Here is a 13,096-nt window from a genome sequence, read left to right as displayed (position 1 = left end):
CGCCTCATCTCGGCCTAACAGGCAAAGTTCGTCATTGCCCTAAAGCGGACACCATCAAGCTGAGGGTCGTGATTGCGACTCTCCCCGATCCGGGAAACATTCCTTTATCCGACCTCCGTGGAAGGCACGAGACGCGACCATGAGTGGGAACGGCTCAGCCCATACCAAGATGCAATAATTTAGGTTACCTTTCTGGGACTGAGCTGTCGCGACCTATGGTCGGGTCGCATCACGTGGGAGACCTTCCTCCAATCTCAAAGCCGCATGCATGCGTCGATCGCTATTTCAGAAGTATTTCCTAGTCTTGTTCGCGGCGGCCATTTTTCCGATGGCCGCCGGTAGCATCAGCAACACTTGGTTCAGCTATGTCGACGAGCATGCGATCCTCAGTGCCCTGCTGCAGTCCGAGGCAACATCGGCGGCCGACGAAATTGAGAGCTTTCTTGGCAGCATGCAGCTTGCGCTCGGCTCGACGATCCCCCCGGAAGGGTCGAATATGGCCAGCGTGCAACAGCTCCGGCTTCTTGCTGTACGTGCGATGCACCAGGCCCCGGGAATCCTCAGCATCAGTATTGTCGACGGTACTGGCGCGGAGCGACTGCACATCTCCCGCACTGGCAAAAACAGGACAGAAAGCGGGGCGGATCGCTCAGGCGATCCCGCTGTCGTGGGCGTCAGGACGGCGAAGGTCTGGTACGGCCCAGTCATTTATCACCCGGGTTCCGAACCCTCCATAACCATGGCGATGGCCAGTTACGACAATTTAGTCGTTGCCAACTCGGTCATCGCCGAAATCAGTCTGAAGCCTATCTGGCTCATCGTTTCCGAAATCCGCGTGGGCCGCAGCGGCCAGGGATTTGTCATCGACCAGTCCGGCCGCCTCTAGCTCACCCCGCGATCAGCAAAGTGATGCAGGGTGCCGACGAGAAAGCAGCGTTGGCCCTGCGCGAATTGCAGGATGCTATCGCTGCCGCAGGCGGCACTGCGATTGCAAGCCGCAACGCCGAGAATGAACGCGTTGTGACCGCTGGCGCGCCGATTACCGCGGCCGGCTGGACGGTAATTGTCGAGCAGTCGCAGGCAGAGGCTTTTGCACCTCTATACGCTTCATTGTGGCGGACCGGCGGGTTGTTGTTCCTCGCCACAGTCCTTGCGGCGGTGCTCGCATATTGGCTTGCCAGACGGATGAGCGGCCCTATCCTCCTGTTGGAGGAGGGCGCTCTCAAGATCGGTGCTGGACAGTTCGATCACCGGATCAACATCTCCACCGGAGACGAGCTTGAGCGGTTGGCTGCTCGGTTCAACCAAATGGCGCAGGAACTTGCCACATCGCGCGACCGCGCGGAGCGACTGATGCGGTTGAAGCGCTTCCTTGCACCACAGGTTGCGGAACTCGTAGAAAAGGCCGGTGACGAGCGAATGCTCGCTGGACAGCGCGCAGAAGTAGTCGCTGTTTTTAGCGACTTGCGTGGCTTTACTGCATTTTCAGCGCACGCTGAGCCTGAGAACCTCATGCAGGTCCTGCGTGAGTACTATGAGGCGCTCGGCGCGATCATCACCAAGTATGAAGCAACGCTGACCAGTTTTTCGGCGGATGGATTGATGATTCTCATCAACGCCCCGGTTCCATGTAAAGAGCCGGCGCTTCATGCCGTAAAAATGGCTGTCGACATGCAGGATTCCACACAAGAGCTCATATCTGGGTGGCGGCAGCGTGGTTATGAGATTGGCTTCGGCATGGGGCTCGCTATGGGGTGGGCAACGGTGGGTCGAATTGGCTATGAGGCCCGCGCTGACTACACCGCAATTGGCAATGTCGTGAACTTGGCATCGAGGCTGTGTTCGTCCGCTGAAGATCGACAAATCCTTATCGATTATTCCGTGGCGCGCCATTTGCCTGGCAACACGCCGATCGTTGACCTCGGTACTCGCCAGTTCAAAGGCCTCGAAGGGCACGTTCGCGTCTACAATGTTGAGACGCAAAGGATTGAGCGTCCAAATTTAGATTCTGCTGAGAATGACGCCAGGGAAAAGGGCTAGCTGCTCTGCATCGACGTCCGCAATCGTTCTTCCCTGCACCACAAGCGGACCTAATGCTTCCGGCCCATTGCTGCCATTCTGTAGAAGAGGCATCTGTGGCCAATTGGTACATACGTCACGAGTGGCTTTTCCAGGGCGGCAACACCAGTCCATCATAAGTAACCCGATCGATCTCAGCCTGCAGCCGCTCAAGCGAGATGCCACGATCCATAACTCCATCGCTCCGGCGCATTCGTCCATAGCTGCGGCCGACGCCACCACCAGCATGGCCAGTGAACGCGTGGTGGACTTCCTCGGAAATTCCGGCCTCGCGGCAAGCTCGTTTGAAGGTATGCCGGAACGAGTGAAATGTTTTCGACGGGCTGTCGACGGCGTACTCACCCAAGTAGCGGCCAAACCACTTCGACCACAACTTTGCCTTTGGTCCGATTGGCGAACTGAACTCGACCCAAAGCGGATCGTCAGCCTTTGCCTTCTTCGCTCGTTCAGCGACATAGTCGAGTAAACCAGCGGCGATGAGGTCGCGATGGATCGGCACTGACCGAGCCGAGCTCGTAGTCTTCAGGTTCTGATCATCGCCGTCGTCATTGAAGTCGATGAAAGCAATGCCGGTGCCACCGGTACGAATGTCACCGAGCCTGAGCTGCGCAATCTCAGATCGCCGCGCGCCGGCGTAAAGTGCAATGACCGGGAACCAAAAAGCGGCTTCGCCCTTGCCGCCGAGTTGACGCTTCCCTTCGACGAAGACCGCTGAAGAAAATAGCTTGTTCAACTCGTCGACGCTGAATGGCTCGTAATGGCCCTTTTCCATCGTTGATACATCGAAGGTTACATAGAACGGATTGGACCACCCCGAGGCGGCATCGAAGTGTCCGTCCTTCTCAGCCTTGGTCAGAACCGGCGAGAAGATTCAGGCTCTTGTTGATGGTCTGAGCGTCCCTTGGCTCGTAGGCGCTGAGATCATTCTTCAGCAATTCGGGCAACCGCATCTTCGCCAGCTTGTGTGGCAGTCGCTTCGGCACGCGAGCGAGCGCGTCGCGAAATTCACGAGTGTGCGTTTTGGTGATCTTGCCGACGTCGAGGTCACCATGCAGCTCGACGAACCTCTGCCCGGCCCGCGTCGCTTCGTTGATCGAATCCTGACGTGGCTTCCGAGCCGACCGACTGTTCGACTGTGACCAGTTCGCTAGAGCGGCCGTTAGTGGCAGAGCTTTAGTCGTGGGGAGGTCAGGGCATGCGATCTCCTCTCCGTTTAGCCGTGCCGTAATAGCTTGCACGGCCTTCCTCTGGGCCTTGATGAACGCTAGCTCAAGCTGCCGCCAGGCGGGATCATCCGGGTGGAGGACTATCCCGGCGTCCTCGACCGACTTATTGATGATCCCGTGGATCGCTTCACTGCCGCGCATTTTTGCAACTTCATCACGCGACAACTTGTCAAGCGAGGATACGATTGCCCGATACGCCGCAATGTCACCGTCAGTCATCCCGGCTCCATCCGGCGAAAAAGCACCGGTGTCGAGATCGAGTCCAAGACCCTTCCTGCGCAATGCATCGTCGTTCCTCATCAGCCTCGCGGTGTGAGCAGCTGCAAGCGCATCGATCGTGGCGGGCGCGATCTCTGCTGGCGGCCCGTCGGTAATTGATTTCCTGGCAAGATCGACGAGACGGTGGGCTTCTTCGATCAAAGGAAGGGCGGCTCGTTCGGCTGTTCGCTGATCGTTGGTTCGCAACGATTTGACCAGCTCGTTCTTAAATCGGCCAGACCTGCGGTTCACGCACCATTCGATAGCTTCCGGCCAAGGCATCGGGAATGGCCGACCGGCTATGTCGTCAGGCAGAGCGAATCGGAATTCGAACCGGTTCGCGCGACGTTGGATGTATTTCATGCGCGCCATTTTACACCCCGAATGTAGCACGCGAAAGTAGCACGCGTGCGGATCAGATAGCAGTAAAATCAACGCTTTAAGCGATATCAAGCACTTGCTTGAAGAGTGGCGCGCCCGAAGAGATTCGAACTCCTGACCCCCAGATTCGTAGTCTGGTGCTCTATCCAGCTGAGCTACGGGCGCGCAACAGGCCATGCTTTACATAGCCCCGCTAACCGATCCTGACGACCGGCCGCGACAAGACGTGTTCCCTAGCGACTGAATTTCCGAAAAGCAAGCCAATCCGGCAAAAGTTTTGTCGCAGCTGCTTTCGACGGTGCCGATCAAGGTGTGCTGAGATTCAGCTCAGTCCGGCTTCGGCTGAATATCAAATACAGCTCAGGCCGGGCGGCGCAGGCCGCTGCGGGCCTGGTCGAGGCGGACCGGCTGGTCGGGGATGGTGACGGCGAAGGTGGTGCGTCCGCCGATCGATTCGACCAGCTCCACCGTGCCGCCATGGGCGCGGATCAGTTCGTGCGCGATGGCCAGGCCAAGGCCGGTGCCGCCGCTGCGGGCCGAGCCGCGAAACGCCGCGAACAGATTTTCTCGAGCCTTCGCCGGCAGGCCGGGACCGGTGTCGGTGACAATGATGCGGCTTACGCTGCCTATGCGCTCGGCCGATACGGCGAGCCGGCGCACCAGCGCGCTCTCGGCGTCGGCCGCCATCGCCTGGACCGCGTTGCGACAGAGATTGGTGAGCACGCGAAACAGCTGGTCGGAATCGGCATCGACCTCGAAAGCGAGCTCGACGGCATTGACGAACTCGATGCCGTCCTCGATGTCGAGCAGGCCGTGGACGTCGTCGACCAGCTGGCGCAGCCGCAAGCGGCGGCGTGAGGGCGCCGGCTCCTGCGTGCGACCATAGTGGAGCACGCCTTCGGAATAGGAAACGGCTCGGTCGAGCGCGCGCAACAGCTTTGGCGCGAAGGCCTGCACCGTCGGGTCCTTGACCAGGCGCAAGCGGTCCGACATCAGCTGCGCCGAGGCCAGGATGTTGCGCATGTCGTGGTTGATCTTGGAGACGGCGAGGCCAAGGTCGGCAAGGTGCTTCTGCTCCGACAGCATCTTTTGCAGCCGTTCCTGCATCTGCGACAGTTCGCGCTCGGCAACGCCGATCTCGTCGGCACGGGCGGCCGGGTGGATGATGCGCCCTGGATCGTCGGGCGCCTCGGAAAAGGACAGCATCGAGCGCGTCATGGTGCGGATCGGGCCGATCATGATCAGGTCGATCGCGGCATAGACCAGCATTGCGGTGAACAGCGAGATCAGCAGCGAGACGAAGGCGACGTTGCGCGAATAGCGCAGCATGGCGTTGCGCAGGGAATAGTCGGGCATGATCAGCTCGAATTCCTTGTCGCTGTCGCCGACCGGGCCGAACACCCGCAGCATGCGCTTGCCGCCGAAGAACAGCGTATCCAGCGCCCCGGTCATGCCCTTGATCATGCCGACATTGGCGATATCGATATGCTCGTCGACCTGCGGCGGCATCTCGGCCACCACCAGCAGGCGCGACACGCCGCCGTCGCGCACCGCGATCGCCTTGGCGCCGATTGCCATCAGCACGTCGTTCTGGGCGGCGCGGGAGAGCGAATTGGGCTCGCCCTGCACCAGCACGATCGACACCGCGGCAGCGGTGCTTAGCCTCTCCTTCAGCCAGGCCAGGCGGTAGCTGGCGATCCAGGGCAGGAAAATGAGGACTTCGGCCAGGAGCACGAAGACAATGGTGAGCAAGAGCAGCTTGGTCGACAGGCCGCGCGCCAAGGGCACTGAACGATTGGGCACCGAACGGCTCGCAACCGGGCGAACGGTCGCCGGGCTGGCATCGGCTGTCGACGGGCCGCTCCCTTCATCCGCTGATGCAACTTCGCTCATTAAGGCCTGTCTTCACAAACGCTTGATCGGTTGAGATTAGGCGATTGCGGCTTTTTTGCCAATTTCATCCTTCGTTGGACAATGGTACCAGCAATAAAGATCGCCTCGAACTGGGTTTTCGCGCTGCGACGAACTGGCGTTCGCGCTGCGACGAACTCATAGTTCGCGCTGGATTGACTCCCAAAACCCTTCTTTCTATAAGCCGCTCACGCTCGGGCCATTCGTCCCGGCGCGGTTTCGATCGCGCCAATGCCGGCCCGGCAAAGCTCCTGTTACACAGTGACAGAATCAAGAAGGGCCGCACCCCGCGGTATTAAAACAAATGAAGCGTACCTACCAACCGTCCAAACTCGTCCGCAAACGCCGGCACGGTTTCCGTGCTCGCATGGCCACCAAGGGTGGTCGCGGCGTCGTCGCAGCTCGCCGCAACCGCGGCCGCAAGCGGCTCAGCGCCTGAACGGAAGACGAGATCGTTGCCCGCAACCGGCAAGCCAGTGGGACCAAACCCCAAGCGGCTTCTGAAACGTGCGGAATTCCTGGCCGTCCGCCGCGGTGAAAAGCGGCGCGGGCGGCTTTTTCTCGTTGAAGTTCTCGATCGCAATGACGGCCTGCCGCCGCGCGTCGGCTTCACCGTCACCAAGAAGGTCGGCAATGCGGTTGTCCGCAACCGCGTCAGGCGGCGGCTGAAAGAAGCCGTGCGCACCCATGCCGCAAGTGACATGGCGCCCGGCAATGACTATGTCATCGTCGGGCGTGAAGACGTGCTCACCATTCCGTTCGGCCAGTTGAAGGCCGAACTCTCCCGCCGTCTCAGCGGAACACGATAGGCCAAGGGCTTTCGATGGAAAACAACCGGAACTTCTACATCACCATCGTCTTGTCGGTGCTGATCCTCGGGCTGTGGCAATATTTCTATGTGCTGCCGCGCAGCGAACAGCAGCGCGAGGCGGCCCGCATCGAAGAGCAGCGGGCGGCGGAGCAGAAGAAGGCGGCCGAGGCCGCCAACCCCGGCGGCACGCCGGCGCCCGCAGCGCCCGGCGCCATTCCAAACGCGCCCGGCACCTATGTCACGACGCCGGAAGGCCGCGCGCAGGAAGTGGCCAAGACGGCCCGCGTCAACATCGACACGCCGAGCCTGTCGGGCTCGATCAACCTCACCGGCGCCCGCCTCGACGACCTAAAGCTCAAGCACTACACCGAGACGGTCGACAAGACATCGCCGCAGATCCAGCTGCTCAATCCGCAGGCGCTGCCCACCGGCTATTATGCCGAGATCGGCTTTGTCGGCAGCGACACGACCGGCACGGTGCCGGGCCCGGAAACGGTCTGGAGCGTCGACGGCAATGCGACGCTGACGCCGGCGACGCCAGTGACGCTGACCTTCACCAACGACAAGGGCCTGACCTTCAAGCGCACGATCTCCGTCGACGGCGACTACATGTTCACCGTTTCCGATGCGGTGCAGAATTCAGGCTCGGCCCCCGTCACGCTGTCCAATTACGGCCGCGTCATCCGTTTCGACAAGCCAGCCATTGCCAGCTCCTATGTGCTGCATGAAGGCCTGATCGGCGTCACCGGCACGGAAGGCCTGCAGGAGCACAAATACGCCGACATCGAGAAGAACAAGCTGTATACGCCGAGCAAATCGACCGATGGCTGGCTTGGCATCACCGACAAATACTGGGCGGTCACCCTGGTGCCGACCGAGAAGCAGCCGTTCCAGCCGCACTATGCCTATTACGACAATGGTCGCCCGCGCTACCAGTCGGACTTCCTCACCGACCCGATCACCATTGCCGCCGGGCAGTCGGCGACGGTCGAGACCGAGATCTTCGCCGGCGCCAAGGAAGTCAACAAGATCAACGCCTACGCCCAGGACCGGCAGATCAGGCTGTTCGACCGGCTGATCGATTGGGGGTGGTTCATCTGGATCACCAAGCCGATGTTCTACCTGATCGACACGCTGTACAAATTCTTCGGCAATTTCGGTCTGGCCATCCTTGCCACCACCGTCGTCGTCAAAACCCTCTTCTTCCCGCTCGCCAACAAATCCTATGCGTCGATGGCGAACATGAAGAAGGTGCAGCCCAAGATGCTCGAGATCCGCGAGAAATACGCGGACGACAAGATGAAGCAGCAACAGGCGATGATGGAGCTGTACAAGACCGAGAAGATCAATCCGCTCGCCGGCTGCTGGCCGGTGGCGCTGCAGATCCCGGTGTTCTTCTCGCTCTACAAGGTGCTCTACATCACCATCGAGATGCGGCACGCGCCGTTCTTCGGCTGGATCCAGGATTTGGCCGCGCCCGATCCGACCTCGGTCTTCAACCTGTTCGGCCTGCTGCCCTTCGCGCCACCGGCATTCCTGCCGCATATGGGCGCCTGGGCGGTGGTCATGGGCATCACCATGTTCCTGCAGATGCGCATGAACCCGACGCCGCCGGATCCGACGCAGGCGCAGATCTTCACCTGGATGCCGGTGATCTTCACCTTCATGATGGGCAGCTTCCCGGCCGGCCTCGTCATCTACTGGGCCTGGAACAACACGCTGTCGATCCTGCAGCAGGGCGTGATCATGAAGCGCCAGGGCGCCAAGATCGAATTGTGGGACAATCTGACGGCATTGTTCCGAAAGAAACCCTCGCCGGCTGAATAAAAGGCGTGGCAATCAAAGCCCCGGCTCGTCCGGTGTTTTTGTGGACGAGGCGCGCATCACGTTCCCGTGAGGCGCGAAACTTGCGGCGTGCAACCGGCGTGGCTGCTGCTTGTACCGCCAAGGCCGATCAACACCGATCAGCCCTAATCCGAAGACCATTGTTTTGGATCCGTGACCCCGTCATGTCCACCGCGGGGATGCGGCGCGTGGAATGGGCATTCGCCTTTAAGTATTTGTTATCATTATCATTTTTTACTCACCGAAACTTTCCCGCAATTGCCGCGTAACTCTTCCCGACAATCGAATCAACAATTGTCGCACCAGAAGGGTTCTCCAATGGCAAAGTCCATCCTCAAGGCATTATGCTTTTCCGCCGGCCTGGCTCTATCGGGCCTCGCAGCTACGACGGCCTATACGCTCGCCAATCCCGCCGTTGGCGGCGCTGCGATGCTGACCTCCAAGAACATCGTCGAGAACGCCCTCAACTCGCCGATCCACAAGACGCTGGTTGCCGCCGTCAAGGCCGCCGGCCTGGTCGACACGCTGGAAAGCGCGGGACCCTTCACGGTGTTTGCGCCGACCGATTCCGCCTTCAAGAAACTGCCGGCCGGCACCGTCGCCACGCTGGTGAAGCCCGAAAACAAGGACAAGCTGACCAAGATCCTGACCGCCCATGTCGTGGCCGGCAAGATCTCGGCCAAGGAGATGATGACCAAGGCCAAGGCGATGGGCGGCAAGTATGAGATGAAGACCGTTAGCGGCGACACGCTGATCGCCGAGGTCAAGGGCGGCTCGCTCTACATCGTCGACGAGTCCGGCGGCGCCGCCAAGGTGACGGTCGCCGACGTCAACCAGTCGAACGGCGTCATCCACGTCGTCAACAAGGTGCTGTTGCCGAAGTAACGGTTTTAGGGAACGGCGGATGACGGCGGGCTGCGACTGGCTTTCTCGGTCTGCCTTCCCCACCTCACGGCGAGGTGCCATTCTTTTGAAGCCGCCTTCGCCACCACGGGGTCCTGCTTGTCCTTCGCAGGGCCCCGTTTTTCGTTTCAGGGCGCCTTAGCCGACGGCGCTGCGGTCGACCTGATCGCGATCTGCCGCGGCACCAAGTGAACATCGAAGCCCAGCAGGGCTCGCTCATCGGGCGATTGGTGCTATAGGGCGGATCACGCCATCTAGAATGGCGGCTTTAATTTGCGCCACTCTCGACGGATCTCGCCATGGACGGACCCAACCCAGACATCAAACACCCCATCCCGATGCACACCCGCGTCGGCTTCCTCAAGCCCCTGGTCACCGCGCCGAATATCGAGATCGGCGAGTTCACCTACTATGACGATCCTGACGGACCGGACAAATTCGCCGAGCGATGCGTGCTGCATCATTATCCCTTCATCGGCGACAAGCTGATCATCGGCAAGTTCTGCGCCATCGCGGAGGGCGCGCGCTTCATCATGAACGGCGCCAACCATGCCATGTCCGGCTTTTCCACCTATCCGTTCAACATTTTCGGTCATGGCTGGGAGCAAGGCTTCGACCCGAAGACGTGGTCGCAGGAAGTGCGCGGCGACACGGTGGTCGGCAATGATGTATGGATCGGCATGGATGCGGTGATCATGCCCGGCGTGTCGGTCGGCAATGGCGCCATCGTGGCGGCGAAATCGGTGGTGACGCATGACGTGCCGGCCTATGCGATCGTCGCCGGCAATGCGGCAAAGGTGGTGAAGATGCGTTTCGACGACAGGACGGTGCGGCGGTTGCTGGCTGTGGCGTGGTGGAATTGGCCGGTGGACAAGATCGGCCGCAACCTCAACGCCATCCGGGGCGCCGATATTTCGAGGCTGGAGGCAGCAATTTGAACGCGCTGGGCAACACCGTCATCGGCACCGACCTGTTCACCAAGGGGTGGATCTTCATCCGCGGCGTGCCGGCGATGAAGTTCCTGCCGCCGGAGGGGCCGCCTGAGATCGCCTTTGCCGGCCGCTCCAATGTCGGCAAGTCGTCGCTGATCAATGCGCTCGTCGGCCATAACGGGCTGGCGCGCACCTCCAACACGCCGGGGCGCACGCAGGAGCTCAACTATTTCGTGCCGGGCGGGTTTTCCGGCGAAGGCGCCGACCTGCCGCCAATGGCGCTGGTCGACATGCCGGGCTACGGCTATGCCAGCGCGCCGAAGGAAAAGGTGGACGACTGGACCAAGCTGGTCTTCGATTATCTCAAGGGCCGCGTGACGCTGAAGCGGGTCTATGTACTGATCGATTCCCGGCATGGCATCAAAGCCAAGGACGACGAGGTGCTGTCGCTGCTCGACAAGGCGGCGGTGTCCTACCAGATCGTGCTGACCAAGACCGACAAGATCAAGGCCGCCGGCGTGCCGCGGGTGATCGAAGAGACATTACTGAAGATCAAGAAGCGACCGGCGGCGTTTCCGTTCGTGCTCGCCACGTCGTCGGAAAAGGGCGAGGGTCTGGACGAACTGCGCGCGGCGATCGTGCTGGCCGCCAATGGCGGCTGAGCAAACCAGCTAGGCCTTTCCCTTCGCCTCCACGGCGATCATCTAGTGGCTTTCTTCCTCGGCAAGCTTTTCGGTGCCGTAGGACTTCAGGAACAGGCTGACGCCCGACCGCACGATGTGGTCGATTTCATCCTGGCTCGGCGCCGTGGTGCGGTAGGCGAAGATGCACTGGCGAAACAGGCCGGCGAGGCACAGTTCGGTGAATTGATAGGCGGCAAGATCGACATCATCGATCTTGAGCAGGCCGCGTTCGATGGCTGCATTGAGGAACTTGACCACCTTGTCGTGGCCGCGTTTGGGGCCACGTTCGTAAAACCGCGCGCCCATGTCCGGTATCCTGTCGGAGGCGCCGATCACGGTGCGTTGCGCCTGGATGACCTTGGCCGAGGTGATCTTCATCGACAGCACCTTGCCGAATTTCACCAGCGTCTGGCGCAGATCGTCGGCGCGGTCGAGCATGTCGTACATGTTCTTGAAGATGGTGCCGCGCTCTTCCTCGATCAGCGCCTCGAACAGCTCTTCCTTGTTGGCGAAGTAGACATAGATCGTGCCCTTGGAGACGCCGGCCTCGCGGGTAATGTCGTTCATCGACGCCGCTTCGAAGCCCTTGTCGATGAACACGCGCCGCGCGCCCTCGATGATCTGGCTGCGCTTGACCGGATCCTGGCCCGCCGCCGGGCGGCCGCGACGCGCACTATCCAGCACATCGCACCGATCATTTTCGACGTCGGGTAACGTGTCGGCCATTAAAGTCACACCTCGCGAAATAATTCGAACCGAGCGGTTCGATTGCTCTTGATATGGGCCTGCTTTAGCGCTATGTCAACGTTCGCATCGAACCGAACGGTTCAGTATAACACATTTTCCTTATGTAGCTACGGTAGCGAGATATCATGTCCTCGAACACGCCAACCACCGCCGAAGTCCGCCCCTTTCCCAACGCGAAGGTCTCGCCGGTTATCGAAGCGCCGGAAGCGCCCATCAAGCCTGCCGCCGAAGTTTTGGCCGAGGTGCCGGCCAAGAAGAAGCGGTCGGCTCGCTCGTTCATGCTGCCGATCGTCGGCCTCGCTCTGCTCAGCGCCGGCGCCTGGTATGGCTATGATTACTGGACCGACGGCCGGTTCCTGATCTCGACCGACGATGCCTATGTCCAGGCCGACATGTCGTTCGTCTCGCCGAAGATTTCCGGCTATGTCGATCAAGTCAAGGTCTCGGAGAACCAGCAGGTCAAGGCCGGCGATCCGCTGCTGACGATCGACGACGGCGACTACAGAATAGCCGTTGCCCAGGCGGAGGCGCAGATCGCCACGCTGGCCAAGACGCTCGACCGTATCGACGCGCAGACCAAGGCGGCGCACGCTTCGCTGCAACAGGCGCAGGCGCAGAAGGTCGCCGACCAGGCGGCAGCCGACAATGCCGCTCGTGCCCAGCAGCGCGCCGCGCAACTGGTCAAGACGCATGTCGGCACGCAGGCGCAACTGGACGACGCCCAGACCGCTCTCGACCAGGCCAATGCAGCCCTTGTCGGCGCCGACGCGCAGATTGCAGCCGCACAGGCCAATATCGGCGTGTTCGAAGCGCAGCGCGCCGAATCGGCCAGCACGCTGGCTTCGCTGCGGCTGAACCGCGACAAGGCCGCGCGCGATCTGTCCTTCACCGTGCTCAAGGCGCCTTATGACGGCGTCGTCGGCAACCGCTCGGTCGAGCAGGGCGACCTCGTCAGCCCCGGCCAGAAGCTCGCCGTCGTGGTGCCGCTGGACAAGCTCTACATCGTTGCCAACTTCAAGGAGACGCAGCTGGCCAAGCTGGTGCCCGGCGAGAAGGTGCGGGTCTCGGTCGACGCCACGGACGGCCATGATTTCGAAGGCACGGTGTCGTCGCTGGCGCCGGCTTCGGGTGCGGTGTTCTCGCTGCTGCCGCCGGAAAATGCCACCGGCAACTTCACCAAGGTGGTGCAGCGCATCCCGGTTCGCATCGACGTTCCGGCCGATGTGCTGAAGGCAGGCAGGCTGCGCGCCGGCCTGAGCGTCGTTGTCGCCGTCGACAGCCGCACGGCTCCGGCCGCGGCGAACTGAGCGAACGCCGGGA

The 13,096-nt window shown here is 61.0% G+C and carries 11 protein-coding genes, 1 tRNA gene and 1 pseudogene; 8 read left to right on the top strand and 5 right to left on the bottom strand.

Features of this window, described 5'->3' with window-relative positions; genetic code table 11:
* Positions 1–268 precede the first annotated feature (268 nt).
* Positions 269–2,040: pseudogene (locus NKI15_RS01050) on the top strand (adenylate/guanylate cyclase domain-containing protein).
* Between the two features lie 115 nt (positions 2,041–2,155).
* Here the strand turns inward: NKI15_RS01050 and NKI15_RS01045 are convergent.
* The 4 genes from NKI15_RS01045 to NKI15_RS01030 form a co-directional block, all read right to left on the bottom strand.
* Entirely contained in the window at positions 2,156–2,851 is a 696-nt protein-coding gene (locus tag NKI15_RS01045; protein ID WP_352514331.1) for a site-specific integrase, read from the bottom strand.
* Between the two features lie 70 nt (positions 2,852–2,921).
* Positions 2,922–3,935 carry a DUF6538 domain-containing protein gene (locus NKI15_RS01040; protein ID WP_352514330.1) on the bottom strand — a complete coding sequence of 338 codons (1,014 nt, stop codon included), beginning with the start codon at positions 3,933–3,935 and terminating at the stop codon, positions 2,922–2,924.
* A gap of 97 nt (positions 3,936–4,032) precedes the next feature.
* Positions 4,033–4,109 (bottom strand) — tRNA-Arg (locus NKI15_RS01035).
* A gap of 195 nt (positions 4,110–4,304) precedes the next feature.
* Positions 4,305–5,837, bottom strand: a complete 1,533-nt coding sequence (locus NKI15_RS01030) for an ATP-binding protein (RefSeq protein WP_023703784.1) — start codon at positions 5,835–5,837, stop codon at positions 4,305–4,307.
* Between the two features lie 322 nt (positions 5,838–6,159).
* Between NKI15_RS01030 and rpmH the strand changes: the two genes are divergently transcribed.
* From rpmH to yihA, 6 genes are all read left to right on the top strand, one after another.
* Positions 6,160–6,294, top strand: a complete 135-nt coding sequence (rpmH, locus tag NKI15_RS01025; protein WP_008833937.1) for a 50S ribosomal protein L34 — start codon at positions 6,160–6,162, stop codon at positions 6,292–6,294.
* Positions 6,295–6,310: 16 nt separating this feature from the next.
* On the top strand, positions 6,311–6,664 hold the full coding sequence (rnpA, locus tag NKI15_RS01020) for a ribonuclease P protein component (RefSeq protein WP_023672264.1): 354 nt from the start codon (positions 6,311–6,313) through the stop codon (positions 6,662–6,664).
* 14 nt (positions 6,665–6,678) lie between these two features.
* Positions 6,679–8,493 carry a membrane protein insertase YidC gene (gene yidC, locus NKI15_RS01015; RefSeq protein ID WP_023709266.1) on the top strand — a complete coding sequence of 605 codons (1,815 nt, stop codon included), beginning with the start codon at positions 6,679–6,681 and terminating at the stop codon, positions 8,491–8,493.
* Positions 8,494–8,829: 336 nt separating this feature from the next.
* Complete coding sequence (locus NKI15_RS01010) at positions 8,830–9,396, top strand: fasciclin domain-containing protein (RefSeq protein WP_023696020.1); 567 nt, start codon at positions 8,830–8,832, stop codon at positions 9,394–9,396.
* A 317-nt stretch (positions 9,397–9,713) separates the two neighbouring features.
* Complete coding sequence (locus tag NKI15_RS01005; RefSeq protein ID WP_023673243.1) at positions 9,714–10,352, top strand: CatB-related O-acetyltransferase; 639 nt, start codon at positions 9,714–9,716, stop codon at positions 10,350–10,352.
* A complete protein-coding gene (gene yihA, locus NKI15_RS01000) occupies positions 10,349–11,008 on the top strand; it encodes a ribosome biogenesis GTP-binding protein YihA/YsxC (RefSeq protein WP_352885627.1) in 660 nt (219 codons plus the stop codon). Before NKI15_RS01005 ends, yihA begins: the two co-directional genes overlap by 4 nt.
* 42 nt (positions 11,009–11,050) lie before the next feature.
* Here yihA and NKI15_RS00995 read toward each other — a convergent pair whose 3' ends face one another.
* Positions 11,051–11,755 carry a TetR/AcrR family transcriptional regulator gene (locus NKI15_RS00995; protein ID WP_023750784.1) on the bottom strand — a complete coding sequence of 235 codons (705 nt, stop codon included), beginning with the start codon at positions 11,753–11,755 and terminating at the stop codon, positions 11,051–11,053.
* A gap of 146 nt (positions 11,756–11,901) precedes the next feature.
* Here NKI15_RS00995 and NKI15_RS00990 point away from each other — a divergent pair, with 146 nt between their 5' ends.
* Entirely contained in the window at positions 11,902–13,083 is a 1,182-nt protein-coding gene (locus NKI15_RS00990; protein ID WP_023703787.1) for an HlyD family secretion protein, read from the top strand.
* The last annotated feature ends 13 nt before the right edge of the window (positions 13,084–13,096 follow it).

The organism is Mesorhizobium sp. M0862 (assembly GCF_040319795.1).
Classification (GTDB): Bacteria; Pseudomonadota; Alphaproteobacteria; order Rhizobiales; family Rhizobiaceae; genus Mesorhizobium.
The sequence above is the reverse complement of the archived record's forward strand: the minus strand, read 5'-3'. Positions and strand labels throughout refer to the sequence as shown.

Bases quoted from the DNA above. Each gene is read 5' to 3' on its own strand.
- NKI15_RS01045 (WP_352514331.1), bottom strand. From the start codon at position 2,851: ATGGAAAAGGGCCATTACGAGCCATTCAGCGTCGACGAGTTGAACAAG.
- NKI15_RS01040 (WP_352514330.1), bottom strand. From the start codon at position 3,935: ATGGCGCGCATGAAATACATCCAACGTCGCGCGAACCGGTTCGAATTC.
- NKI15_RS01030 (WP_023703784.1), bottom strand. From the start codon at position 5,837: ATGAGCGAAGTTGCATCAGCGGATGAAGGGAGCGGCCCGTCGACAGCC.
- rpmH (WP_008833937.1), top strand. From the start codon at position 6,160: ATGAAGCGTACCTACCAACCGTCCAAACTCGTCCGCAAACGCCGGCAC.
- yidC (WP_023709266.1), top strand. From the start codon at position 6,679: ATGGAAAACAACCGGAACTTCTACATCACCATCGTCTTGTCGGTGCTG.
- NKI15_RS01010 (WP_023696020.1), top strand. From the start codon at position 8,830: ATGGCAAAGTCCATCCTCAAGGCATTATGCTTTTCCGCCGGCCTGGCT.
- NKI15_RS01005 (WP_023673243.1), top strand. From the start codon at position 9,714: ATGGACGGACCCAACCCAGACATCAAACACCCCATCCCGATGCACACC.
- NKI15_RS00995 (WP_023750784.1), bottom strand. From the start codon at position 11,755: ATGGCCGACACGTTACCCGACGTCGAAAATGATCGGTGCGATGTGCTG.
- NKI15_RS00990 (WP_023703787.1), top strand. From the start codon at position 11,902: ATGTCCTCGAACACGCCAACCACCGCCGAAGTCCGCCCCTTTCCCAAC.